The sequence below is a fragment of the Caulobacter sp. GW821-FHT10C03 genome (assembly GCF_059415485.1).
In genome coordinates this window covers 57,756-82,038 of the sequence record NZ_JBWKNI010000019.1, presented here as the reverse complement: position 1 = coordinate 82,038, position 24,283 = coordinate 57,756, and the positions used below count along the sequence as shown (strand labels likewise).

The 24,283-nt window shown below is 68.2% G+C and carries 26 protein-coding genes; 14 read left to right on the top strand and 12 right to left on the bottom strand.

The features are described from left to right. Nucleotides 1-302: 302 nt before the first annotated feature. The 4 genes from AC07NG_RS20770 to tyrS form a co-directional block, all read right to left on the bottom strand. Nucleotides 303-800 carry a bactofilin family protein gene (locus AC07NG_RS20770; protein WP_494596082.1) on the bottom strand — a complete coding sequence of 166 codons (498 nt, stop codon included), beginning with the start codon at nt 798-800 and terminating at the stop codon, nt 303-305. Further along, entirely contained in the window at nt 781-1,932 is a 1,152-nt protein-coding gene (locus AC07NG_RS20765) for a M23 family metallopeptidase (RefSeq protein ID WP_110119816.1), read from the bottom strand. The genes AC07NG_RS20770 and AC07NG_RS20765 overlap by 20 nt, the downstream gene beginning before the upstream one ends. Nucleotides 1,933-2,190: 258 nt before the next feature. Continuing rightward, nucleotides 2,191-2,658 carry a peroxiredoxin gene (locus AC07NG_RS20760; protein WP_110119815.1) on the bottom strand — a complete coding sequence of 156 codons (468 nt, stop codon included), beginning with the start codon at nt 2,656-2,658 and terminating at the stop codon, nt 2,191-2,193. A 79-nt stretch (nt 2,659-2,737) separates the two neighbouring features. Then, a complete protein-coding gene (gene tyrS / locus AC07NG_RS20755; RefSeq protein ID WP_492855448.1) occupies nt 2,738-4,066 on the bottom strand; it encodes a tyrosine--tRNA ligase in 1,329 nt (442 codons plus the stop codon). 197 nt (nt 4,067-4,263) lie between these two features. On the opposite strand from tyrS, the gene AC07NG_RS20750 reads away from it, so the two are divergent. Then, nucleotides 4,264-5,367 (top strand): anhydro-N-acetylmuramic acid kinase, encoded by a 1,104-nt coding sequence (locus AC07NG_RS20750; RefSeq protein WP_494596079.1) that lies wholly within the window; start codon nt 4,264-4,266, stop codon nt 5,365-5,367. A gap of 126 nt (nt 5,368-5,493) precedes the next feature. Here the strand turns inward: AC07NG_RS20750 and AC07NG_RS20745 are convergent, their stop codons facing one another. Both AC07NG_RS20745 and AC07NG_RS20740 read right to left on the bottom strand, forming a co-directional pair. After that, a complete protein-coding gene (locus tag AC07NG_RS20745; RefSeq protein ID WP_492855446.1) occupies nt 5,494-6,774 on the bottom strand; it encodes an NAD(P)/FAD-dependent oxidoreductase in 1,281 nt (426 codons plus the stop codon). Nucleotides 6,775-7,101: 327 nt separating this feature from the next. After that, nucleotides 7,102-7,755 (bottom strand): alpha/beta hydrolase, encoded by a 654-nt coding sequence (locus AC07NG_RS20740; protein WP_110119812.1) that lies wholly within the window; start codon nt 7,753-7,755, stop codon nt 7,102-7,104. Between the two features lie 194 nt (nt 7,756-7,949). Between AC07NG_RS20740 and AC07NG_RS20735 the strand changes: the two genes are divergently transcribed. The 10 genes from AC07NG_RS20735 (at nt 7,950) to AC07NG_RS20690 (ending at nt 15,500) form a co-directional block, all read left to right on the top strand. Next, nucleotides 7,950-8,402, top strand: a complete 453-nt coding sequence (locus tag AC07NG_RS20735) for an Rrf2 family transcriptional regulator (protein WP_492855444.1) — start codon at nt 7,950-7,952, stop codon at nt 8,400-8,402. After that, nucleotides 8,399-9,535, top strand: a complete 1,137-nt coding sequence (locus AC07NG_RS20730) for a cysteine desulfurase family protein (RefSeq protein WP_492855443.1) — start codon at nt 8,399-8,401, stop codon at nt 9,533-9,535. The genes AC07NG_RS20735 and AC07NG_RS20730 overlap by 4 nt, the downstream gene beginning before the upstream one ends. Further along, a complete protein-coding gene (sufB, locus tag AC07NG_RS20725; RefSeq protein WP_492855442.1) occupies nt 9,535-11,004 on the top strand; it encodes a Fe-S cluster assembly protein SufB in 1,470 nt (489 codons plus the stop codon). Before AC07NG_RS20730 ends, sufB begins: the two co-directional genes overlap by 1 nt. Continuing rightward, nucleotides 11,001-11,321 carry a hypothetical protein gene (locus AC07NG_RS20720; RefSeq protein WP_487289399.1) on the top strand — a complete coding sequence of 107 codons (321 nt, stop codon included), beginning with the start codon at nt 11,001-11,003 and terminating at the stop codon, nt 11,319-11,321. Before sufB ends, AC07NG_RS20720 begins: the two co-directional genes overlap by 4 nt. Continuing rightward, nucleotides 11,321-12,070, top strand: coding sequence for a Fe-S cluster assembly ATPase SufC (gene sufC, locus AC07NG_RS20715; protein ID WP_494596077.1), 750 nt, complete (start codon nt 11,321-11,323; stop codon nt 12,068-12,070). Before AC07NG_RS20720 ends, sufC begins: the two co-directional genes overlap by 1 nt. Beyond that, entirely contained in the window at nt 12,067-13,125 is a 1,059-nt protein-coding gene (gene sufD / locus AC07NG_RS20710; RefSeq protein ID WP_494596075.1) for a Fe-S cluster assembly protein SufD, read from the top strand. The genes sufC and sufD overlap by 4 nt, the downstream gene beginning before the upstream one ends. After that, entirely contained in the window at nt 13,122-14,342 is a 1,221-nt protein-coding gene (locus AC07NG_RS20705) for an aminotransferase class V-fold PLP-dependent enzyme (RefSeq protein ID WP_494596073.1), read from the top strand. The genes sufD and AC07NG_RS20705 overlap by 4 nt, the downstream gene beginning before the upstream one ends. A gap of 4 nt (nt 14,343-14,346) precedes the next feature. After that, nucleotides 14,347-14,706 carry an SUF system Fe-S cluster assembly protein gene (locus AC07NG_RS20700; RefSeq protein WP_110119803.1) on the top strand — a complete coding sequence of 120 codons (360 nt, stop codon included), beginning with the start codon at nt 14,347-14,349 and terminating at the stop codon, nt 14,704-14,706. A 14-nt stretch (nt 14,707-14,720) separates the two neighbouring features. Then, on the top strand, nt 14,721-15,116 hold the full coding sequence (locus AC07NG_RS20695; protein ID WP_492855436.1) for a HesB/IscA family protein: 396 nt from the start codon (nt 14,721-14,723) through the stop codon (nt 15,114-15,116). 75 nt (nt 15,117-15,191) lie between these two features. Further along, nucleotides 15,192-15,500 (top strand): hypothetical protein, encoded by a 309-nt coding sequence (locus AC07NG_RS20690; protein WP_494596072.1) that lies wholly within the window; start codon nt 15,192-15,194, stop codon nt 15,498-15,500. A gap of 3 nt (nt 15,501-15,503) precedes the next feature. On the opposite strand, the gene AC07NG_RS20685 is transcribed toward AC07NG_RS20690, so the two are convergent. From AC07NG_RS20685 to AC07NG_RS20665, 5 genes are read right to left on the bottom strand one after another with little or no spacing between them, the layout of a single operon-like run. Next, nucleotides 15,504-16,055, bottom strand: a complete 552-nt coding sequence (locus AC07NG_RS20685; protein WP_494596071.1) for a CDP-alcohol phosphatidyltransferase family protein — start codon at nt 16,053-16,055, stop codon at nt 15,504-15,506. A 12-nt stretch (nt 16,056-16,067) separates the two neighbouring features. Beyond that, nucleotides 16,068-16,655: a hypothetical protein gene (locus AC07NG_RS20680; RefSeq protein WP_494596069.1), complete on the bottom strand. Its 588-nt coding sequence runs from the start codon at nt 16,653-16,655 to the stop codon at nt 16,068-16,070. Further along, entirely contained in the window at nt 16,652-17,020 is a 369-nt protein-coding gene (locus tag AC07NG_RS20675) for a hypothetical protein (protein ID WP_494596068.1), read from the bottom strand. Before AC07NG_RS20675 ends, AC07NG_RS20680 begins: the two co-directional genes overlap by 4 nt. A gap of 4 nt (nt 17,021-17,024) precedes the next feature. Continuing rightward, nucleotides 17,025-17,810, bottom strand: coding sequence for a lysophospholipid acyltransferase family protein (locus AC07NG_RS20670; protein ID WP_492855431.1), 786 nt, complete (start codon nt 17,808-17,810; stop codon nt 17,025-17,027). A 19-nt stretch (nt 17,811-17,829) separates the two neighbouring features. Then, complete coding sequence (locus AC07NG_RS20665) at nt 17,830-18,390, bottom strand: TetR/AcrR family transcriptional regulator (protein ID WP_110119797.1); 561 nt, start codon at nt 18,388-18,390, stop codon at nt 17,830-17,832. A 95-nt stretch (nt 18,391-18,485) separates the two neighbouring features. Here AC07NG_RS20665 and AC07NG_RS20660 point away from each other — a divergent pair, with 95 nt between their 5' ends. The 3 genes from AC07NG_RS20660 to AC07NG_RS20650 all read left to right on the top strand — a co-directional run bounded on the left by AC07NG_RS20660 (nt 18,486) and on the right by AC07NG_RS20650 (nt 23,315). Continuing rightward, the gene (locus AC07NG_RS20660; RefSeq protein WP_494596066.1) at nt 18,486-19,460 is read left to right on the top strand and encodes a glycosyltransferase family 9 protein; all 975 of its coding nucleotides are present in this window, start codon (nt 18,486-18,488) and stop codon (nt 19,458-19,460) included. Continuing rightward, nucleotides 19,460-19,846: a DUF6165 family protein gene (locus AC07NG_RS20655; RefSeq protein WP_492855428.1), complete on the top strand. Its 387-nt coding sequence runs from the start codon at nt 19,460-19,462 to the stop codon at nt 19,844-19,846. The genes AC07NG_RS20660 and AC07NG_RS20655 overlap by 1 nt, the downstream gene beginning before the upstream one ends. 268 nt (nt 19,847-20,114) lie before the next feature. Then, entirely contained in the window at nt 20,115-23,315 is a 3,201-nt protein-coding gene (locus AC07NG_RS20650; RefSeq protein ID WP_494596064.1) for a TonB-dependent receptor, read from the top strand. A gap of 56 nt (nt 23,316-23,371) precedes the next feature. On the opposite strand, the gene AC07NG_RS20645 is transcribed toward AC07NG_RS20650, so the two are convergent. Continuing rightward, entirely contained in the window at nt 23,372-24,175 is an 804-nt protein-coding gene (locus AC07NG_RS20645) for an enoyl-CoA hydratase/isomerase (RefSeq protein ID WP_494596063.1), read from the bottom strand. Between the last annotated feature and the right edge of the window lie 108 nt (nt 24,176-24,283).

Genomic DNA, 24,283 nt, shown 5'->3' with positions numbered 1-24,283 from the left:
CGTTTTTCGTTGGCCGAAGCGGATGGCCTTGGGCGGGCCAACTGGCGTTCAAGATGCCGCCGTTATTCCTGGGTTTTGCGGACGGCTTCAAGCCAATCCTGCCATTGCGCTGGATCTGCGGTCGCCCCAGGCTCTCCTTGGATGGATGAGAGCAGGACAGCGATCTGCGTTTCGGATCTGCCGCCTCTTTCCCAGTAGGCCTCAAGGAAATTCTGCATCGCCGCGAAGGCCTGCTGGGGCGTAATCATAGCTTAAGTAGGTCTGTAGTGGCTGCATACCGTAGCGATTGAACTGCAGGATATTCAGCCGACCGGTCGGGCCGTCAGCGTCAGGTCCGCGACGGGCGCGGGCGCCGCCGAGACCGGGGCTACCTGCGGCGGGGCCTGGCGCTGGAACTTCAGGCTGCGGCCCTGGAAGAAGGCGCCGGTTTCCATGGCCAACTGCTCGTGGGTGATGTCGCCGTCGACATAGGCCGTGCCGTAGAGGCGGACCTGCTTGGCGGTGACCGCGCCGACCACCCGGCCGCGCACTTCCACGACCTCGGCGTAGACGCCGCCCTCGACATGGCCGGTCTCGCCGACGGTCAGGCGGCCGACGCGGACGTCGCCGCGCACCACGCCGTCGATCTGCAGCTCGCCGTCGCCGTTGACGCCGCCCTCGATGGTGATGTCCGACGAGATCAGCGAGGCCACGCGCGGCGGGGCCTTGCGGGCCGGCTCGGCGGCGGGCGCGGCCGGGGTGAGCGGCAGCGGTTCGATCTGGGGCTGGGTCTTGGACCCCTTAGCTGGCTTGCTGAACATACTCGCCTGCCTTCAGGAAACGGTTGGGGTTCTGGGCGCGGCCGTTGACCCAGACCTCGTAATGGAGGTGCGGGCCGGTGGAGCGTCCGGTGGAGCCCATGGCCCCGACGCGCTGGCCGATCGAGACGCGCTGGCCGACCCGGACCGCGATGGCCTGCAGGTGGGCGTAGCGGGTCTTGAAGCCGCCGCCGTGGTCGATCTCGACGGTGTTGCCGTAGCCCGAGCGCACGCCGGTGAACGAGATGACGCCCGGGGCCGTGGCCATGATCGGCGTGTAGAAGGCGCCGGGGAAGTCGAGGCCCGAATGGAAGGCCGGGCGGTGGGTGAACGGGTCGAAGCGGACGCCGTAGCTGCTCGACAGGGCCGGGTTCGAGGTCGGGCGGTAGAAGGGCAGGCGCTGGGCGGCGCTGGACAGCGAGCGCATGTCCGACATGTCGCTGGCGGCGCGATGGATGCGGCTGGCGAATTCTTCGTCGACGTCGAGGACGGCGGCCAGCGCGCGGGGATCCTTGGCCTCGATCAGCGGACCGCCGAGGCCCGAGCCGCGACCGGTGAAGCTGCCGGCGTCGAGGCCTGCCATGCGCATGGCCAGGCGCAGGCGCTCGGCCCGGCTCTTGGCGAAGCCTTCGGCGGCGTCGATCAGGCGTTCCTGGTCGATGCGGGTGGCCTGGATGCGCTCGACCGGCGAGGCGTCGGCGAGGGTGGGCTTGCCCACGGCCAGGGCCTGGGCGGCGCCGGGCGCGCCCTTGAAGTCGCTGACCAGCAGGGCGAGCGCGGCGTGGCGCTTCTCGACCGAGGCGGCCAGTTCGTCGAGCGAACCGCTGGTGGCCGACAGCTGGGCGACAGCGCTGTTGAGGCGCGCCTGGCGGTCGGCGTTGAGCCGCTCGTAATAGGCTTTCTGCTTGAGGACGACCTGATCGGTCTGGCTTACGGCCAGGGCGTTGACCATCATCGCTGCGGTGCACACGCCCATCCACAGGGCCGCGGCGCCGACGCCGGCGGCGCAGGCCAGTTGCTTACCCGTCGACAGCACGTAGCCGCGCATCTCTCCGCCCGAGCGAACATACAGATGTCGTTCGGGAAACAGACTTTCGAGGGTCTTGAATAGGCGTTGAAAGCGCGCGATCGCCATTGCCCAGGAAACCCCCCAGTTCTCAAGGTCCTGGCGATATGCAACGAGAAAGCGGAAAGGCGCAAGACTCTTCGCACCTGCGAAGGCGCGGAAGGCCAAGTTTCGACCATGCGTCTGCGTCGATTAACGCCGCATGAACGACTTGGCTACACGCGACACGGGAGTCGTTGCCGAAATGCGAGGCCTTGCGGCCTAGGCGCCACACTTTAGGGGTCGCGCGGCGGGCGCCAAAACCGCTGACACTCTTGGCTGCCGCGCTTAGGAGGCCTTCAGCGCCTGGGCGGCCTTGAGCACCGCCTTGACGTGGTTGGGCACCTTCACCTTGCGCCAGACCTCGCGGACCACGCCTTCGCGGTCGATCAGGAAGGTCGAGCGGTCGATACCCATGTACTTGCGGCCGTACATGTTCTTCTCGACCCACGAGCCGTAGGCCTCGACGGTCTCGCCCAGGGTGTCAGCGGCCAGCTCGACGGTCAGGTCGTGCTTCTTGCGGAATTTGCCGTGGCTGGCGGCGCTGTCCTTCGACACGCCGATGATCACCGCGCCGGCCTTGGCGAACTCCTCGACCTCGGCCGAGAACTGCAGGGCTTCCGACGTGCAGCCGGTCGTGTCGTCCTTCGGATAGAAGTAGAGCACGACGGCCTTGCCCTTCAGGCCGGCCAGGCTGACGCGGCCGGTGTCGGTGGGCAGGTCGAAGTCGGGGGCCTTGTCGCCGGGGCTCAGCATCGCACTCTCTCCAAGATCACGGAGGCCAACATCATAGTGATCCCGGAGCCGGCGAGGCCGACCCCGGGAACTCAGCATCTCAGACCGGCTTGACCAGCACGATCTTCTTCTTGCCCTGACCGAGCTTGACCACGCCGTCCACGAGGTCGGCGTTGGTCACCAGGCGGTCGCCGTCCTTCTCCTGGGCGTCGTTCAGGCGCAGGCCGCCGCCCTGGGCCAGGCGACGGGCCTCGCCGCGCGAGGCGGTGAGGCCGATGTCGGTGGCCAGCACCGCCAGCGGCACGCCTTCGGCCAGGATCGCAGCGGCGATCTCGACCGTCGGCAGGTCGGCCGACAGCTGGCCCTGCTCGAAGGCCTTCTCGGCGGCGTCGCGAGCGGCCTTGGCGGCCTCCTCGCCGTGGGCCATGCGGGTGGCCTGGTCGGCCAGCACCTTCTTGGCGTCGTTGATCTGGGCGCCCGGCAGGGCCTCCAGCTCGGCGATCGTCTCCAGCGGCAGGTCGGTGAACAGCTTCAGGAAGCGGCCCACGTCGGCGTCCTCGGTGTTGCGCCAGAACTGCCAGTAGTCGTACGGGCTCAGCTGCTCGGCGTTGAGCCAGACGGCGCCCGACATGGTCTTGCCCATCTTGGCGCCCGAGGCCGTGGCCAGCAGCGGCGTCGTCAGGCCGAAGGCGGCCTTCTGGTCGACGCGACGGGTCAGCTCGACGCCGTTGAGGATGTTGCCCCACTGGTCCGAGCCGCCCATCTGCAGCACGCAGCCGTACTTGCGGTTCAGCTCCAGGAAGTCGGTGGCCTGCATCAGCATGTAGTTGAACTCGAGGAAGGTCATCGGCTGCTCGCGCTCGAGCCGCAGCTTCACCGAGTCGAAGGCCAGCATGCGGTTGACCGTGAAGTGCACGCCGTAGTCGCGCAGGAACTGCACGTAGCCGAACTTGGACAGCCACTCGTCGTTGTCCACCATGATGGCGTCGGTCGGGCCGTCGCCGAAGGTCAGGAACTTGGCGAAGACCTGCTTGATGCCGGCGATGTTGGCCTGGATGTCGGCGTCGCTCAGCAGCTTGCGGCTTTCGTCCTTGCCCGTCGGATCGCCGACCTTGGTCGTGCCGCCGCCCATCAGGACGATCGGCTTGTGGCCGGCCTGCTGCAGGCGGCGCAGCATCATGATTTGGATCAAGCTGCCGACGTGCAGGCTGGGGGCCGTCGCGTCGAAGCCGATGTAGGCGGTGACCACGCCCGAGGCGGCCGCCGTATCCAGCTCTTCCGGATGGGTGATCTGGTGGATGTAGCCGCGCGCCTGCAGGGTCTTGAGGAAATCGGACTTGAAGCTCTGCGGCGCGGACATGGCTCGACTCTCTGTATCGCTGGTCCGCGCGTCTAGCACGGGCGGGGCGGTCTGTGGCGAGGGTTTCATCGATAGTCTCCTTGAAGGCTGTGCGCCGGAGACGTCGTCGGTAAGGGGAGGGACGCATCGCCGGCCAGGTGGCGGTGCGTCGACATGACCGGTCGTTCGCCCGCTAGATCAGCGGGCGATAATAGGCGCGGGTACGGAGGGCCTTGGCGGTCATGGGGCCTAGCTACCCGACGCGGGCCGTGGCAGTCAACGAACCCATGCGCATTCTGGGATTCATGACCGGCACCTCGCTCGACGCGGTCGACATGGCGGTGCTCGAGACCGACGGCGAGACGATCCAGGCCTTCGGGCCTTCGGGCGAACGCAAGCTGCGCGAGGCGACGCGCGATCTTTTGCTGGTGGCGACCGAGATCGCCCGCGGCTGGCCGCGCGAGCGGCCCGAGCCCGAGATCTTCGCCGAGGCCGCCCAGGTCGTGGCCGACGAGCATTTCCACGCCGCCGAAAGCTTCCTGGCCGAGCACGGCCTTTCCTGGAGCGACTTCGATCTCTTGGGCGTGCATGGCCAGACGGTGCTGCACGAGCGGCCGACGCCCGAGCGGATCGGCCGGACGGTGCAACTGCTCGACGCCGAGCGGCTGGCGCGCCTGACCGGGCGGCCGGTGGCCTTCGACTTCCGCACCGCCGACGTGGCGGCGGGCGGGCAGGGGGCGCCGCTGGCCCCGATCTATCACGACGCCCGCGCCCGCGCCTCGGGCCTGGCCGCGCCGGTGGCGGCCCTGAACATCGGCGGGGTGGCCAACATCACCCTGGTCGACGAGGACGGCACGCTGCTGGCCTTCGACACCGGCCCCGGCAACGGCATGATCGACCTGATGCTGCAGGAGCGGGGCCTGGGCCGGTTCGACGAGAACGGCCGCCTGGCCGCGGCGGGCAGGGTGGACGAGGCGATCCTGGAGCGGTTCCTGGCCAGCGCCTATTTCGCCGGCCCCGCGCCCAAGTCGCTGGACCGCTACGACTTCCCGCTCGACCTGGTGGAGCCGCTGTCGGCCGAGGACGCGGCGGCCACCCTGGTGGCCTTTACCGCCGAGGCCGTGGTCAAGGCCTTCGAACACGGCGCCCGACCCAGCGCCCTGATCGTCTGCGGCGGCGGGCGACATAATCCGCAGATCATGAAGGTGCTGACCGAGCGTTGCCCGGTGCCGGTGAAGACGGCCGAGGACTACGGCTGGCGCGGCGATGCGATCGAGGCGGAGGCGTTTGCGTATCTCGCGGCCCGGACGGCGCGGGGGCTGCCGATCAGCTTCCCGGGGACGACGGGGGTGGCGCGGGCGATGACGGGGGGGCGGATCGTGCGGCCGTAGCCCGCTGCGCGGGCCCCCTCCGGCCCTCCGGGCCACCTCCCCCAGAGGGGGAGGATCTTTGCGGCGATAGATGCTCCCCCTTTGGGGGAGCTGTCGCGGAGCGACTGAGGGGGCCGCCGCAGGCGGTCAGTGCAGCTTGAGCCGCCCCGCCACGCGCTGCTGCAGCAGCCGCGCCAGGGCCAGCAGCGCGGTCTTGGTCACGCCGAGGATGGCCTTGTGGTGGGCCAGGTGGAGCGAGACGTAGAACCACTTGGCGACCAGGCCCTCGATGAAGAAGTTGGGGCCGCCGAGGCCGCCCATCAGGGCGCCGACGCCTTTGTTCTCGCCCAGCGACACCAGCGAGCCGAAGTCCTTGTAGACATAGGGTTCTTCCACCCGCGCCTGGCGCAGACGGGCGAGCAGGACCTTGGCCAGGTAGCTGGCCTGTTGGTGCGCGGCCTGGGCGCGGGCGGGGACGAGCTTGCCGTCCTTCCACGGGCAGGCGGCGCAGTCGCCCAGGGCCCAGATGTCGGGGGCGGAGCTTTCCAGCCGGTCGTTGACCACGAACTGGTTGAGGCGGTTGGTCTCCAGCCCGAGCGCGAGATTGCTCTCGGCGGCCTTCACGCCGGCGGCCCAGACGATCAGGTCGGCGGGAATGTCGCCGTGGCTGGTTTCCAGGCGGTCGGGGTGGACGGCCAGCACCTTGGCGCCGGTGCGCACCCGCACGCCCTTGCGCTCCAGGGCGACGGTGGCCTGGGCCGAGGTCTTGTCGGGCAGGCCGCCGAGGATGCGCGGCGCGGCCTCGACGATGGTGATGTCGAGGCGGAAGCGCTGCTCGGCGCCGAGGGCGTCCAGAAGGGCGCGATGGGCTTCCAGCAGTTCGGCCGACAGTTCGACCCCCGTGGCGCCGCCGCCGACGATGGCCACGCCCATGGTTCGCTCGGGCGCGAACGAGGCCTTCATGAAGGTGGCCAGGAGGCGGGTGTGGAAGGCCTCGGCGTCTTCCGTCCGCTCCAACAGGTGGGCGGTCTCCGCGCCCGGCGTGCCGAACAGGTTGGAGCCGCTGCCGATGGCCAGCACGCCCCAGGTGAAGGTGATCGAGCGCTCGGGCACCAGCACCCCGCCGTCGGGCGCGGCGATCGGCTTCAGGGTCAGGCGCTTGGCGGTCGGGTCGAGCGCGGCCAGGTCGCCCAGCAGGAAGCTGAAATGGTTGGCGCGGCCCAGGATCGAATAGGAGAGCCCTTCCTGGTGCACATCGAGCGTGCCGGCCGCCACTTCGTGCAGGGTCGGCTTCCAGATGTGGAAGCTGGAGCGGTCGATCAGCAGGATCCGCTCCTTGCCGGCCCGGCGGCCCAACTTACGGCCCAGCTGCGCGGCCAGTTCCAGCCCGCCCGCCCCGCCGCCGACGATCACGATGTCATAATGCATGGGCCGACCGTTCTGCGATGGGAGCGATAACGACGGTTTTAGAGGGCGGCGGCGAGTCTGTCTCGCGGTTGCGAGAGATGGCGTGGTCGAGCGCCGGATTTCCTCCGACCTTGCCGCTTACTCTTGCTCCACATCTCCGAGCATCCCCGCGAAGGCGGGGATCCAAACTGACTTCCAGGTTACGGCACGACCCTGACCTATCTGCCGACTCGGCTTGGATCCCCGCCTTCGCGGGGATGCTCGGAGGAAAAAACGGGGCAAACGAAAAACCCGCCCTCGGCGACCGAGGGCGGGCTTCGAATTCCAGAACCTTGAAGCCTCCAACCCCTACGGGATCGGGTTGGCTTCCAGGCGCTTGTCGAGATAGCCGCCGACGGCCTGCTCGACGCTGGGCAGGTGTTCGGCCCAGAAGTGGGTGGCCTTGTCGACGACTTCATAGTCGATGACGATGCCCTTCTGGGTGCGCAGCTTGGAGACCACGCGCTCGACCTCGACAGGCGGCACGACGGTGTCGGCGCCGCCGGTCAGGATCAGGCCCGAGGCCGGGCAGGGGGCCAGGAAGCTGAAGTCGTACATGTTGGTCGGCGGCGACACCGAGATGAAGCCGTCCGTCTCCGGGCGGCGCATCAGCAGCTGCATGCCGATATAGGCGCCGAAGCTGTAGCCGGCGACCCAGGTCTGGGCGGCGGCGGGGTTGTTGGCTTGCAGCCAGTCGAGCGCCGTGGCCGCGTCGGCCAGCTCGCCGATGCCGCTGTCGAATTCGCCCTGGCTGCGGCCGACGCCGCGGAAGTTGAAGCGCAGGGTCGCGAAACCGCGCTTCATGAACAGGTGGTACAGCTGCACCGACACCGGGTGGTTCATGTGACCGCCGGCCTTGGGGTGCGGGTGCAGGATCAGCGCGATGGGCGCATTGTCCGTCTTGCCCGGCGAATAGCGGCCTTCGATACGGCCCGCGGCGCCGGTCAAAATCACGTCAGGCATACAGGTCCCCGTCACGAGTTGGGGCGTCGGGGCCTGTACCATTCGCCGTGAAAGGCGCATGGAATACTTGACCGCCGCGCTTGGTCTTCCTAAATCCGCATCGCGCGCACCGCCCAGCAGGGCGCGGCGCGAAGTCGCGGCTTGTAGCATACGCAAATGCGGTTGCGCGGGGAATCTGCAAGGGAGAGCGCCTGATGCGCCTGAGCACGAAGGGACGTTACGCCGTGATGGCCATGACCGACCTCGCCCGCAAGCAGGACGAGGCGGAGGGCCGCGCGGTGGCCCTGGCCGAGATCGCCGCCCGCCAGCAGATTTCTCTTTCCTATCTCGAACAGCTTTTCGCCCGCCTGCGCCGCAAGGGGCTGGTGGTCAGCGCCCGAGGTCCCGGCGGCGGCTATCGCCTGGCGACCGACGCCCGTTCGACCCGAATCTCCGACATCGTCATGGCCGTGGACGAGCCCCTGCGCGCCACCCGCTGCGGCGTCGGCAAGACCGGCCACAAGGGCTGCATGGCCGGCGGCGCCAAGTGCCTGACTCACGACCTGTGGGAGGAGATGGGCCGCCAGATCCATTCCTACCTGGCCTCGGTGACCATCGCCGACGTTCTGGAAGGCCGCCTGCGGCCGGAGGCGAAGGCCGCGGCGTGACCAGCAAGCCCGCCATCTATCTGGACTACAACGCCACCGCCCCGATCCGCCCCGAGGCGCGGGACGCGGTGCTGCGCGCCTTTGAGCTGGCCGGCAATCCCAGCTCGGTGCACGCGGCCGGCCGCGCCGCTCGCGACGTCGTGGAGACCGCCCGCAAGCAGGTTGGCGAACTGGTCGGCGTGGTCGCCGGCTCGGTCACCTTCGTCAGCGGCGGCACCGAAGCCAACGCCCTGGCCATCGACAGCGCGGTCGCCTCGGGCGTCAAACGCATCGTGGTCAGCGCCATCGAGCACGACGCCGTGGTCGAGACGGCCGCGGCCAGCGGCGTTTCGGTCGCGGTGCTGCCGGTCGACGCCGACGGCGTGGCCGACCTTTCCAAGCTTTCGGACCTGCTGGCCGGCGAGGGCCGCACCCTGGTCTGCCTGATGCTGGCCAACAACGAGACGGGCGTGATCCAGCCCGTCGCCGGGGCCTCGGTGATCGTGCGCGCGGCCGACGGCCTGCTGCATGTCGACGCCGTGCAGGCGGCCGGCAAGATCGCCATCGATTTCTCCGCCCTGGGCGCCGACACCCTGGCGCTGTCGGCCCACAAGATCGGCGGCCCGCAAGGCGTCGGCGCGCTGGTGGCCGGCACGCGGGCCAATGTGGTGCGTCGCCAGCACGGCGGCGGCCAGGAGCGTGGCCGCCGGGCGGGCACCGAGAACGTCGCCGGGATTTCGGGCTTCGGCGCGGCGGCTTCGGCGGCCCTGCGGGACTTGCCCCGGGCGGCCGATCAGGGCATTTGGCGCGACGCCTTGGCCCAGCGGGTCAAGGACGCCGGCGGCGTGGTGCTCGGGGAGGGCGCTGCTCGCCTGCCCCAGACTCTTTGTTTGGCCGCCGAGGGCTTCGCCTCGCAGGTCCAGGTCATGAACCTGGATCTCGCCGGGGTGATGGTCAGCGCCGGCAGCGCCTGCTCGTCGGGCAAGGTCAAGGCCAGTCGCGTGGTCGAGGCCATGGGCCGCTCCGATCTCGCCCCCTATGCGCTGCGTGTCAGCGGCGGTTGGGCGAGCACGGAAGCGGATTGGATTGTGTGCGGCGACGCCTGGCTCGCCGCCTGGAAGCGTATCGGCGCCCGGCGCCGGGAGGTGGCTTGATGGCCGCGGTCAAGGAAACGATCGACACCGTCGCCGCGCTCGAGAAATACGAGCACGGCTTTACGACCGATATCGACCAGGAGTTCGCCCCCAAGGGGCTCTCCGAGGACATCGTGCGCTTCATCTCGGCCAAGAAGGACGAGCCGGCGTGGATGCTGGAATGGCGTCTGGAGGCCTATCGCCGCTGGCTCGAGCTCGAGGAGCCGGACTGGGCCAACGTCAACTATCCGAAGATCGACTACCAGGACACCTACTACTACGCCGCGCCGAAGACCAAGGAAGGGCCGAAAAGCCTGGACGAGGTCGATCCCGAGCTGCTGGCCGTCTACGAAAAGCTGGGCATCCCGCTGAAGGAGCAGGCCGTGCTGGCCGGCGTCGAAGGCGCGCCGCGCTACGCCGTGGACGCGGTGTTCGATAGCGTGTCGGTCGTCACGACCTTCAAGAAGGAGCTGGCCCAGGCCGGCGTCATCTTCTGCTCGATGAGCGAGGCGATCCGCGAGCACCCGGAACTGGTCAAGCAGTATCTGGGCAGCGTCGTGCCGACCTCGGACAACTATTTCGCCTGCCTCAACAGCGCGGTGTTCTCGGACGGCTCGTTCGTCTACGTGCCGCCGGGCGTGCGCTGCCCGATGGAGCTGTCGACCTATTTCCGGATCAACGCCAAGGATTCCGGCCAGTTCGAGCGCACCCTGATCATCGCCGACAAGGGCGCCTACGTCTCGTACCTGGAGGGCTGCACGGCCCCGATGCGCGACGAGAACCAGCTGCACGCAGCCGTGGTCGAGCTCGTCCTGCTGGACGACGCCGAGATCAAGTATTCCACCGTCCAGAACTGGTATCCGGGCGATCCGGAGACCGGCAAGGGCGGCATCTACAACTTCGTGACCAAGCGCGCCGACTGCCGCGGCGACCGCTCCAAGGTGTCGTGGACCCAGGTCGAGACCGGCTCGGCCATCACCTGGAAGTATCCGTCCTGCGTGCTGCGCGGCGAGGGTTCGTCGGGCGAGTTCTACTCGATCGCCGTCACCAACGGCCATCAGCAGGCCGACACCGGCACCAAGATGATCCACCTGGGCGCCAATACGAAGTCGCGGATCGTCGCCAAGGGCATCAGCGCGGGCAAGTCGACCAGCACCTATCGCGGCCTGGTCTCGGCCCACCCCAAGGCCAAGGGCGCGCGCAACTTCACCCAGTGCGACAGCTTGCTGATCGGCAAGACCTGCGCGGCCCACACCGTGCCCTATATCGAGGCCCGCAACGGCCAGTCGGTGTTCGAGCACGAGGCCACGACCACCCGCCTGTCGGACGACCAGCTGTTCTACTGCCAGCAGCGCGGCCTTTCGCAGGAAGAAGCCGTGGCCCTGCTGGTCAACGGCTTCGTCCGCGACGTGCTGCAGCAGCTGCCGATGGAATTCGCGGTGGAGGCTCAGAAGCTGGTGGCGATCTCGCTCGAAGGGAGCGTGGGGTGATCAAGCAAGGCGTCTTCGATCTCGACGTCGAGGCGGCCAGCTGGACGCAGGATGGCGCGTTCCAGGACGCTGACGGCAAGGCCGTGCGCGCCTACGACGACGTCGTGCTGCTGCGCGCCATTGCGCCGGAGAACGATCCCCAGGCCGCCTACGATGTTCCGGTCGGCACGACCGGAACGGTTCTCTTTTTCAGCGAACGTCCCGACGGCGTCGCGCAACTCGAACTCTACTGGAGGCCGGAAGCGGTCGTTCTCGGCTACGAGGACCAACGCTACCTCCGCCTGCACATGACGAACGAAGAAAAGTACCCGCGCTGATGCTCTCTATCCAGAACCTCCACGCCCGCGTCGAAGACAAGCCGATCCTGAAGGGCGTCACGCTCGAGGTGCCGGCCGGCGAGGTGCACGCCATCATGGGTCCGAACGGCGCCGGCAAGTCGACGCTGTCCTACGTGCTGAGCGGCCGCGGCGGCTATGAGGTCACCGAAGGAACGGCCACGCTCAACGGCGAGGACCTGCTGAGCCTGGAGCCCAACGAGCGGGCGGCCAAGGGCGTGTTCCTGTCGTTCCAGTATCCGCTGGAGATCCCCGGCGTGCCGGCCCTGACCTTCATCCGCACCGCCGTCAACGCCCAGCGCCGCGCGCGCGGCGAGGACGAGATCGCCGCCCCGGCCTTCCTGAAGCTGGCCAAGGAAAAGGCCGCCTCGCTGAAGATCGACTTCGAGATGCTCAAGCGCGGCCTGAACGTCGGCTTCTCGGGCGGCGAGAAGAAGCGGATGGAAATCTTCCAGATGGCGATGCTGTCGCCGAAGTTCCTGATCCTCGACGAGACGGACTCGGGCCTCGACATCGACGCCCTGAAGATCGTCTCCGAAGGCGTCAACGCCCTGCGCTCTCCTGAGCGCGGCATGCTGGTGATCACCCACTACCAGCGCCTGCTCGACTACATCAAACCCGACCGCGTGCACGTGCTGGCCGCCGGCCGCATCGTCGCCTCGGGCGGCCCGGAGCTGGCCCTGCAGCTGGAAGCCGAGGGCTACGACAAGTACGTCGGGGCCGCCGCGTGAGCCTTTCGACCGCTCTCAAGACCGGCGACGTCACCGCGTTGCCGTCGCGCCGCGACGAGGACTGGCGCTGGACCGACCTGCGCGGCCTGATCCGCGTGCTGCCGCCGATCTACCAGCACGCAGGAACAGGCGCCGAAGGCCCGTTCCGCGAGGCTGTGGAGTTTTCGGCCAGCCGGACCGTGTCGGTGACCAACGGCTATGTCGACGGCTTGGGCCCCGCGCCGTTCGTGCTGAAGTTCGACGGCCAAGATCCTGTCGTGGCGCTGAACGTGCGCGCTAGCGGCGAGAAGATCGGCCTTGTCACCGCCTTGAAGGTGGTCGTGCCAGCCGGCCTTACGGGCGTGCTTCTCGAAAGCCACGTGGGCGAGGGCGGCTATATCGCCGATTTCGGCCTGGAGATCGTGCTGGAAGAGGGCGCTTCGCTCGAGCGCGTACTGCTGGTCGATGACGACGCCGAAGCCGTCCATGTGATCACGGCGAAGGTCGAGCTCGGCGCCGGCGCGAGCTTCGCCCAGACCGTCCTGACCAGCGGCGCGCGCCGTCAGCGGATCGAGACCCACGTTGCTCATCCCGGCTCCCATGCCCAGGCTCGCCTGGATGGGATCTATCTGCTCAGCGGCCAGCGCCATGCCGACCAGACCACCGTGGTCACCCACGACGGCGTCGACGGCGTGACCAGCCAGCTGACCAAGGGCATGGTCGCCGACCAGGCGCGCGGCGTGTTCCAGGGCCGGATCATCGTCCAGCCCGGCGCCGACCAGACCGACGCGCGGATGGGCCACCACGCCCTGATCCTGTCGGACAAGGCCGAGATCGACGCCAAGCCCGAACTGCTGATCTTCGCCGACGACGTCGCCTGCGCCCACGGCAACACCATCGGCGCCCTGGACGAGGAAGCGGTGTTCTACGCTCGCCAGCGCGGCATTCCCGAGCTGGAAGCCCGGGCGATGCTGACCCAGGCCTTCGTCGGCGAGGTGGTCGAGCGCATCGAGCACGCCGGCGCGCGCGAGATCGCCGCCGCCTGGGTGGCCAAGCAGCTGGGGCGTGAAGAATGACCGCCGCCTTCGACGTCGAGGCGATCCGCGCCCAGTTCCCGATCCTGTCGCGCACGGTGCACGGCAAGCCGCTCGTTTACCTGGACAGCGCCGCCAGCGCCCAGAAGCCCGACGCGGTGCTGGACGCCATGATGGGCCTGGCCCGCACCTCCTACGCCAACGTCCATCGCGGCCTGCACACGCTGGCCAATGAAACGACGGAACTCTATGAAAAGGCGCGGGAAACCATCGCGCGCTTCATCAACGCCGACGTGGGCGAGATCGTCTACACCAAGAGCGCCACCGAAGCGGTGAACCTGGTGGCCGACACCTTCGGGCGCAGCCTGAAGGCCGGCGACGAGATCATCGCCTCGGAGATGGAGCACCACGCCAACATCGTGCCCTGGCACTTCCTGCGCGAGCGCTACGGCGTCGTCCTGAAGTTCATTCCGGTGCTCGACGACGGCCGGCTCGACATGGAGGCCTACAAGGGCCTGCTGTCGGAAAAGACCAGGATGGTCGCCGTCACCCACATGTCGAACGTGCTGGGCACGGTCAACGACGTGGCCGAGATCGTCCGCCTGGCCCATGCGGCCGGCGCGCCGGTGCTGCTCGACGGTTGCCAGGGGATCGTCCACACCAAGGTGGATGTGAAGGCGCTCGACGTCGATTTCTACGTCTTCAGCGGCCACAAGCTCTACGGCCCCACTGGCATCGGCGTGCTCTACGGCAAGGCCGAGCGCCTGGCCGCCCTGCCGCCTTACCAGGGCGGCGGCGAGATGATCGGTTCGGTCAGCCTCGACAAGATCACCTATGCCGACCCGCCGCACCGCTTCGAGGCCGGCACGCCGGCGATCCTCGAGGCCGTCGGCCTGGGCGCGGCCATCGAGTGGCTGAACGGCGTCGACCGCGACGCGGCCCTGGCCCATGAGCACGCGCTCTATGAGAGGGTCGCCCAGCGCCTCGAAGGCGTCAACGGCGTGCGGATCCTCGGCACGGCGCCCGGCAAGGGCGCGGTGATGAGCTTCGTCGTCGAGGGCGCCCACGCCCATGACGTGGCCCAGGTGCTGGACCGCTACGGCGTGGCCGTGCGGGCCGGAACGCACTGCGCCGAGCCGCTGATGAAAAGGTTCGGGCTGACGTCGAGCGCCCGGGCTTCCTTCGCCCTATATAATACGCCTGCCGAAGCCGACGCGTTCGTGGACGCGCTGGACAAGGCCCGCAGCTTCTTCAGTTGAGCCTATGACCGACCAAGCCGAAGTCCCGCAAGCCGCGACGGCTCTTTCCTCGGAAGAGCTGAACCGCCTGACCGACCAGCTGATCGAGAAGCTGAAGACGGTGTTCGACCCGGAAATCCCGGTCGACATCTATGAGCTGGGCCTGATCTACAAGGTCGACGTCAGCGACGACAAGGACGTGGCCATCGACATGACCCTGACCGCGCCGGGCTGCCCGGTGGCCGGCGACATGCCGGGCTGGGTCAAGGATGCGGTCATGGAGATCGACGGCATCCGCTCGTGCAATGTCGACCTGACCTTCGACCCGCCGTGGGACCCGTCGCGGATGAGCGACGAGGCCAAGTTGCAGCTGAACATGTTCTAGAGGCAGGACCCGCCATGGAAGCCGCCGTCACCACCCGTCCGCGCCGCCCGCGCCCCAAGGTCGTCACCCTGACCGAGGCCGCGGCCGCGCGCGTGAAGGAGATCATGGACAGGGCCGACCAGCCCTATGCGGGTTTGCGCGTTGGCGTGAAGAACGGCGGCTGCGCGGGCCAGGAATACGTCTTCGAATACGCCAAGGAGAAGGGGCCGATCGACGAGGTCGTCGAGGACAAGGGCGTCACCATCCTGATCGAACCGAAGGCGGTGCTGTTCCTGATCGGCACTGAAATCGACTACGAGGTCACCAAGCTGTCGTCGAAGTTCGTGTTCCATAACCCGAACGAGACCGACGCCTGCGGCTGCGGCGAGAGCGTGACCATTCAGCCGGCGCCTGAGCCCTCCGAGGCGTGACGCTGTAGACGATCGAAGGGCTTGATCGCTGGATCAAGCGAGGCCGACGGCCATAGCGAGAAAGCGAACAGGCCGTTGGCCAAGACCATAGCGGCAAGCAGTCAGTTCTGGCGCGGGATGGCGGCCGTTTTCGGCGTTATCTGGCTTCTGTTCAGCTTGCCAGCGCTGATCATCGCCATGCTGCTGGTTCCGGGCGTCGATCTGAGTGCGAGCCGGGGCCCGGCCTTCGCCTTGGCTCTGATCTTGACGCCAACCGTGGCGATGGGCGGCGCCATCTGTTGTTTTCTCGGCGTTGCGCGGAGCCGTCGAAAACTGGCGACGGGGGGATATTGCGCGCCTCTGGTCCCCATCATGCTCTTGATCGCAACCTTCGCCCTTCGCTGATCGTCATTGGGACGGGCTGCTGGTCGCGCTGGCCGGGTTTTCGGCGCCGACGAAGCCGGGCGCGGCTCGGCGCGCATAGATCGCCAACGTCACGACTGACAGCGCCGCGCTGGCGGCCAGGGTCCAGAGGCCGGCCGTCTGGGCGCCGAGCGGGGCCAGCAGCAGGCCGACGCCCAGGAAGTTCAGCGCGATCTTCGGGTGCTCCAGCGGCGGGAAGTTGAAGTCGCGTCCAGGCTGGGCCTGCTGCAGGCCCGCGACGAAGAAGTTGCGGGCGATCAGCAGCAGCGGAACCGAGATCCAGGCGCCCGGAAAGGCGCCGGCCGCCATCAGGGCGGCGAGGCTGACCAGGGTCAGCAGCCGGTCGGCCAGCAGGTCGAACATCGCTCCGAACGTCGAGGTCTGGCCGAAGCGCCGGGCGACCCAGCCGTCGAGCACGTCGGTCAGGCCCGCCCCGAGGAACAGGGCCACGGCGATCCAGCCGGCGTCGGCGAGAACGGCCCAGGCCAGGAAGGGCAGGGCGAGCAGGCGAAGCGCGGTCAGCAGGTTGGCCAGCATGTCGGCCTCCTTCTAGCGATAGGCGGCGACCATCGTCCGGTAGGCGGCTTGGCTCTTGGCCAGCGCTTCCGGCGAGCGGGCGCTGAGCACGAAGGTCAGGAAAAAGGTCTGGCCGTCGGCGTCGGTCTCCTGGCCATAGGCGACGAGTTCCCAGTTGGCGCCCTTGCCAGGCGTCTGGCGGTAGAGCGTCAGCGGGTCGCCGACGGCGGTCGCCATGTCCGGCAGGCGCTCGAGTTTCAGGCCCGGATCGTCGGCCAGGAACTTGGCCTGGTCCTGCTCGAGGAACCCCGCCAGGTCGTCGGCGTCGCCGTTCCGCCGAGTGGCGCAGGCATAGATGACCGCCGGAGCGTCCCTGAAGGTCTGGCCCGCCGGCGTGAGAGCCTTGCAGTTGTTCTCGTGCCTGAGGTCGTCAAGCGCGCTCCACCCCGCCGGGGCGGTGATCTCGGGCCACCAATGCGGCTCGAAGCCCGTTTCCGTGGGGATCACGGCCTTGGTGATCTGGGCGGCGGCGGGAATCGGGGCGAGCAGAGGCAGCAAGGCGGCGAAGCGGGCGGCGCGGAAGCTGGCGGCCATAGGGGTCCTGGCTGGATTGAGGGTCATGGAGCGACTCCGCTGACCAGGATGGCCGAGAAGAAGCCGACGACGAGGGTGAAGGGCGTCTGCAGCAGGCCGAACGTGGCCGCCAGCAGGCGGAACTTGCGGGCGTAGACAACCACGACCACCGTCGCCGGCAGGATCGACAGCGGGATCGCGCAGGCGATGTCGATGAGCCAGGTCGGGCGCGGAAAGGTCGAGTCCGGTGTCGCCTTGAACAGGAGGCCCCAGGCCAGGCCGAGCAGCATCGGAGCGGGAAGGATCAGCAGGAGCAGGGATCGCCGCTTCTCCGCCCCCGTCGCCCGTGCGATGGCGATGGCCGCGAAGGTCGCCACGCCCTGGAGCAGCAGGATGGTCGCCAGCCCCAGCATGGCGTCAGGCCGACAGCGGTTCGGCGTCGGCCGCCGGCTTCTTGCGCGGCGGATCGACCAGCACCGAGGCCCTCACGGGCTGGCCGGTGGCCTCAGCGATCAGTTCGTTGGTGCGGCCTTCGACGGTGTTTTCCAGCAGCTTCATGAACTCGACCTTCTGCAGGTCCTGGGGCAGGGCGGGCAGGAACTCCACCGTGGCGCGGCCGGGGGTCTTCTTCTTTTCCTGCTGCTTCCAGAAGCAGCCGAGATTGGTGGCGACGGGCACCACCGGCAGGCCGAAGTCCTGGCTCATGTGATAGACGCCGGTGCGATAGCGGAAGCGCTCGCCCGGCGCGGCCAGGTGGCCCTCAGGATAGATCAGGATGCGGCGGCCCTCGGCGGCCACCTGGGCGGCGCTCTTGGAGAGGGCGGCGCGGGCTTCCGGTCCGCCGCAGCTGTCGACGACGATGGCCCCGAACTTCTTGAGGATCCCGCCCAGCAGCGGGAACTTCTCCAGGTGGTCGCCGGTGACGAAGCTGAGATTGTCGAGATTGGCGAACATCACGAAGCCGTCGCCCCAGCTGTGGTGTTTGGCGGCGATGATGAAGGCGCCCTTCGGCAGGTTTTCCTGGCCCTTCAGCTCGACCTCGACCCCGGCGAAGACCCGCAGGGCCCAAAGCATGCGCTTGCTGTAGAGCCGCAGGGCGAAGGTCACCGGCCGGCGGCCCGGCAGCAGCGCTGAGAGCGCCGCCGACAGGCCGTAGAAGATCGACAGCACCCAGTAGTAGGCGTTGAACAGCGCGCTGCGCATGGTTCGGGTGTCCTAAGGGTTATCGGGCTTTCAGCACGGCGAGGACCGCCGCGGTCATCAAAGGAGCGTGGGCCGAGAGCAGGTCTTCGCCCAGGCGGCCGTAGGCGCGGTTCTGGGCGGTCTGGGTGATGACGCCGATGGCCATGGCGGCGATGACGCGCGGGTCGCCCGGCGGCAGCTCCATCTTCAGCATGGCGTGCTTGATGATCGTCTCGACCAGGGTGACCGGGTCGCGGCCGTCTTCCTGATAGTAGGGCAGGAAGTGGTGCAGCTGCAGCAGGTGGAACGAGAACAGGGTCCAGTCCTCGTCGGCCGCCGTGCAGTAGGCGCGGACGATGGCGCCGGCCTTGGCCTCGACGCCGTGGACGGCGCTCGCCTCGGCCTCGATCAGTTCGGACAGCCGCCGGTGGGCGGCCATGAACAGGCCGATGGCCAGCTCGTCCTTGCTCTTCCAGTGACGGTAGATCGCGCCCTCCGACACCTCGGCGCGGGCGGCGATCAGCTTGGTGGTGGCCGCGTCGACGCCCTGGGCGGCGAAGACCTCGAGGGCGGCGCGTTCGATGCGGGGCTTGGCGCTCATGAGACCGACGTTACATCAGATCGAGCGGATTGCAAGTAAACGCTCACATACGCCCTGAAGATTGACGATCGGGGCGGGCGCGGTCATGCACGGCCATGGTCCAGACGGTTCTGATCTATTCCATGGGCGAGGTGATCGGCGACGGCCTGATCAAGCTGCCCTTCGTGGCCGGCCTGCGCGCGGCCTTTCCCGATGCGCGCGTCACCTGGTGCGCGGCCAAGGGCGAGACGGTCTATGACGGCCCGCTGAAGCGCGTCGTTGCCGGCTATGTCGACGAGATCCTCAAGGACGGCGTCACCGGCGCGGGCGCGCTGGACGTGCTGCCGTGGGTCAGGCCGTTCGGCGGCCGGACCTTCGACCTGGTCATCGACACCCAGGAGAACCTGCGGCGCAGCCTCGTCGCGCGTCGGGCAGCCAAGGGGCGGTTCGTTTCCGCCGCGATGGAAGCCCGCAAGAGCGACTGGCCGGCGGCCGTGGTCGACCGGCTGGCGCGGCTGTTGGCCCTGGCGAGCGACGGGCAGGGCGCCTTGCGGCCGCTTACCCTGACCGAGACCGACGCCCTTTCGGCCGCCAAGGCCCTGCTGCCGGAAGGCCCCGTCTATGTGGGTCTCGCGCCCGGCGCCGGCGGCCAGGAAAAGCGCTGGCCGCTGGAACGCTATCTCGATCTCGCACGCGACCAGCAGGCGGCTGGGCGCACGCCGGTGTTCTTCTTCGGGCCCGACGAGGCGGCCGACGCGGCGATCGCCCGCGCCGAGGTTCCCGGGGCCCTGTTTCCCGAGGCCGATCGCGGCGACGGCTTCACCTCGGTGAAGGGGCCGCTGCTGGCCATCGCCCTGGCTGGGCGGCTGGCGGCGGCGGTCGCCAATGACGCCGGCCCCGGACATATGCTGGCGGCCGGCGGGGCTTCCTTGCTGTCGCTGCAACTGAATCGCCGCAAGGCGGTCAAGTTCCGGCCTGCCGCGCGCCGTCTTGAGGTGCTATGCGCCGAGGACTACGGAGAGGGCATGGCCGCACTTCCGACCGATGTCGTGAAGGCCGCCCTCGACACCCTGATCGCCGGAGTTTCCTGATGTCCATCCTCGCCCCCATTTCCGCCGGCGAGCTCGTCGACAAGATCACCATCCTGCGCGTGAAGGCCGTGCGCATCGGTGATCCGGCCAAGGAGGCCAATGTCCGCAAGGAACTGGCCCTGCTGGAGGGAATCGCCGCCGAAAAGCTGACGCCCAGCGCCGAGCTCGACCGCCTGACGGCGGAACTGACCGAAATCAACGCGGCGCTTTGGGACATCGAAGAGGGCAAGCGGGCCTGCGAACGGACCCAGGATTTCGGTCCCGAGTTCATCCAGCTGGCCCGTCGGGTCTATCTCGACAACGACAAGCGCGCCGCCGTGAAGCGCCAGATCAACAGCCTCAGCGGTTCGGAGATCTTCGAGGAAAAGAGCTACAAGCAGTATTGATAGCGCTTTGAAATCAAATTCTTGCGCCTGAATTTTCGGGCGTCTTTCGAGGGCGGTCCGCGCGAGCGGGCCGCCCTTCGTTGTTCCGCCGCCTAGCGTCTCGATGCGTCGTCGACACCTAACGACGCTCTTTGGCAATTTGACGAAATCCGCGGCCAAAGAGGCCTCGCCGATAATGACACCGGTTACCGCTTCTGGGCGGCGACCGGAGGGCGGCGCGGATCACACGGGCCTCCTCCGAAGGAAACGACAGGGAGGGGGAGGCATCATGCTTCAAACGACATTCCAACGTCGCGCCGCGGCGCGTCTGTGCGCGGCCGCGTCCGTGCTGGCTCTGAGCGCCGGGGCGGCTCACGCTCAAGAGGCGGCTCAGGCCTCGGGCCAGTCCGTCGAGAACACCGCCGTCGAGGAGGTGGTGGTCACCGGCTACCGCGCGGCCCTGCAGAGCGCGATCAGCGTCAAGCGCAACGCCAACGTGATGGTCGACGCCATCAACGCCGAGGACATCGCCGATTTCCCGGACGCCAACCTGGCGGAATCCCTCCAGCGCCTGCCGGGCGTGTCGATCGATCGCGAGAACGGGGAAGGGCGCACCATCACCGTCCGCGGCCTGGGCAGCGACTTTACCCGGGTGCGCTTGAACGGCCTGGAGGCCCTGTCGACGGCGGCGGCCACCGATTCCGGCACCAGCCCCAACCGCTCGCGCGGCTTCGACTTCAACACCTTCGCCTCGGAGCTGTTCAACTCGCTGAAGGTTCAGAAGACCGCCTCGGCCGAGACCGACGAGGGCTCGCTGGGGGCGACGGTCGACCTGCAGACCGGCCGGCCGTTCGACTTCAAGGGCCGGCGCCTGGCCCTGTCGATCCAGGATTCCTACTACGAGAACGGCGGCAATCACGTGCCGCGCATCGCGGGCCTCGTCTCCGACCGCTGGAACGACACCAAGATCGGCGACCTCGGGGCGCTGTTCTCGCTGGCCTACAATTCGCGCAAGCAGACCATCGACAGCTACCAGCGCCAGGCCGGCCAGAGCGACCTGCTGTACCGCAACGCCACCCACACTGGCGCGACGACGACGGCCACGGGCTTCGCGACGGTGGCCGAAGGCTCCAGCGCCAACGCCCTGGCGCAGATGAACGACCTGACGGTGATCCCGGCGCTTGCGACCCTGAACCACGCCGAACTGCAACAGGAGCGGATCGGGGCGACGGCGGCCTTCCAGTGGCGGCCGACGCCGAAGACCACGGTGACCACCGATCTGGTCTATTCGCGCCTGTGGCAGGACCAGACGAACTACCAGTTGCAGACCGTGGGCCTGAACCGCAACAACACCAAGACGGTGACCTCGGGCGGCAAGACCTATTCGACCTACAACGCCTCGACCGCGCCGGCGAGCGTGCAGCGCCAGATCCTGCCGTACTGCACCAGCCAGACGGGCACGGCCTATCGCGACGCCATCGACTGCGGCACGGACCTCTACGGCTCCTCGCTCGTGTCGGGCACGAGCTACAGCTACAATCCCAACAACCTCGAGCCCTACGACTACTATTACAAGTACGGCTACAACGGGCAGACGGGGACGGCGGGCGTGCTGGGCGCGATCCAGGCCCTGGTCGGCCGGCCGGCCACCCAGGTGCTGGAAGCCCACGTCAACGACGCCAACCAGGCCGACTATCTGGTGATGGACAATGTCGACGTCCGCTCGGCCGCCGACGAGAGCTACTACACCACCACCTTCCAGCAGGCCTCGTTCAACGTCGCCCACGAGTTCAGCGACCGCTTCACCCTGAACGCCACATACGGCCTGTCGCGCTCGCGCACCCAGAACACCGGCCTGCTGGTCGAGTTCAACCACATGGACGCCGACGGGGTGGTCTATGACGAGCGGGGCGGCGGCTCGATGCCGATCCTCAACTTCGGCTTCAACGTGGCCGACCCGACCCAGTGGGACACGGTCAAGGGCTTCTCGGCCCTGCGCCACTACGAGCGCTATGTCGACAACCGCTACGAGACCGCCAAGGTCGATCTCAAGTACGACATCGACGACGACCTGACCTGGAGCGGCGGCGTCGCCCGGCGCGTCTATCAGTTCACGACGGCTCAGTACCAACGCCTGTCGACCGAGACCCTGAACCCGACGCTGCTGGAAGCCGGCACGACGACGGCGGCGATGAGCAAGCTGGTGAACTGGGGCGCGGGCCTGGACGTCTCTTCCGGCACGCCGACCAGCTTCATCGTGCCCGACATCGACAAGTTCCGCAGCCTGTTCGGCTTCGACTGCAACTGCGTGAACAAGTGGGGCGACTGGCGACTGTCGTCGAAGTCCAACCCCGGCAACGCCTATTCGGTGACCGAGACCGACACCAGCTTCTACAACCAGTTCGACTTCCGCAGCGGCCTCTTCGACCGCACCCTGCGCGGCAATGTCGGGGTGCGCTACGCCCTGACCGAGCTGGAATCGAACGGCTACTCGACCTCGGCCAGAGCTCTGACGGCGACCAACAAGTACCACGACCTCTTGCCGTCGCTGAACCTGGCCTACGAGCTGAAGGACAACATGCTGCTGCGCTTCGGGGCGGCCAAGGTGATGGCGCGGCCGCAACTGGCCAACCTGTCGCCGGGCATCTCGTCGCTCAGCACCTCGCTGCCGTCGAGCTCGCTGCCGTCGATCACCCTGGGCAATCCTGAACTCAAGCCGTTCCGGGCCACCAACTACGACCTGTCGTTCGAATGGTACTTCGCGCCGGGGGCGCTGTTCTCGGCGGCGATCTTCACCAAGGAGATCAGCAGCTTCCCGCAGAACGTGACGCGTTCGGGGCCGCTGAGCCAACTGCTCGACAGCGACAGTCTGGCCTCGGTGAAGGACGCCCTGACCAATACGGCGCTGCTGGCCTATATCGCCGCCGACGGCGACTGGACCATCCGCCAGTACGTCGATGCGCCCGGCGGGCGGATCTCGGGCGTCGAGTTCAGCTACCAGCAGAACCTGACCTTCCTGCCCGCGCCGTTCGACAAGCTGGGCGTCCAGGCCAACTACACCCACCTGGAATCCAAGCTGGGCTACATCCTCAACCCCGACAAGGCCGACGGCATCGTCGAAGGACCCTGGCTAGGCGCCTCGCCCGACGCGGTGAACTTCACGGTCTATTACGACGCCGACAAGTGGTCGGCCCGCCTGTCGAGCGCCTATCGCGCGGCCTACTACACGACCTATCCGCTGGCCTCGGGCACCTGCGCGCCGGGCGATTGCTCCTCGCCCTACGTCAACGACTTCGGCGGCTCCAACGCCACCTTCAACCTCGACGGCTCGGCCACCTACACGGTCAACAAGTTCATCACCCTGAACATCGAGGCGCTGAACCTGACCAACCAGAAGACCGAGCGCTGGGCCTACGACGCCAACCACCTGGTCACCAACTACGGCTCGACCGGGCGCAGCATGTCGGTGGGGTTCAGGCTGAAGTACTGATTGCTAGGCGACTGGGGCGCGGGCGGTTTCGACCATCCGCGCCCTCCATTTCGGCCTCACCGCCCCTTGAAGGTCGCCGGGCGCTTTTGCAGGAAGGCCGAGACGCCTTCGATGAAGTCCTCGGTCTTGCCGGCGGCGCGCTGGGCCTGGCGTTCGGCGTGCAGCTGGCCGATCCAGTCGCTCTCCAGGCTGTCCCAGACCAGCCGCCGGATCGCGCCCAGCGAGGCCGGGCCTTCGGCCAGGGCGCGGGCCAGCTCCAGGGCGGTCGGCATCAGCTCGGCGTCGGGGACGCAGCGGTTGACCAGGCCCCAGTCCAGGGCCTTGGCGGCGGGGATCTTGTCGCCCAGCAGCATCATCTCCATCGCCCGGGCCTTGCCCACCAGGCGCGGCAGCAGCCAGGTCGAGCCGCCGTCGGGCACCAGGCCGATGCGGCGGAAGGCTTGCAGGAAATAGGCGCTTTCGGCGGCCACCACGATGTCGCCGAGCAGGGCCAGGGAGCAGCCGATGCCGGCGGCCGGGCCGTTGACGGCGGTGACGATCGGCAGCGGGAAGTCGCGCAGCAGCGTCACCAGCGGATTGTAGACGCTTTCCAGCGCCGCGCCGGCGTCGGGCTTGCCGTCGGCGTCCATCGGCCGGCCGGCGGTGGCGCCCGCCGAAAGGTTGGCGCCCGAGCAGAAGCCGCGGCCTTCGCCTGTGAGGACGACCGCGCGCGCCTCGAGTTGGCCGGCGGCGATCGCGCCGAAGGCGTGGGCCAGTTCGCGGGCGACCTCGGGGCTGGCGGCGTTGAGCGTGGCGGGATCGGAAAGGGTGACGACGGCCACGCCGCCTTCGGTTTCCAGCCGGATCTTCTCGTAGGCCATCACATCCTCCGGGCGTCTTTTCGCGCCTGGAGGCAAGCTAGGCGCGGATGCCCCGGGGGAACGCAAGAGGGCTTGCGCCAAAAGAAAGAGCCCGCCGATCCGGTGGGA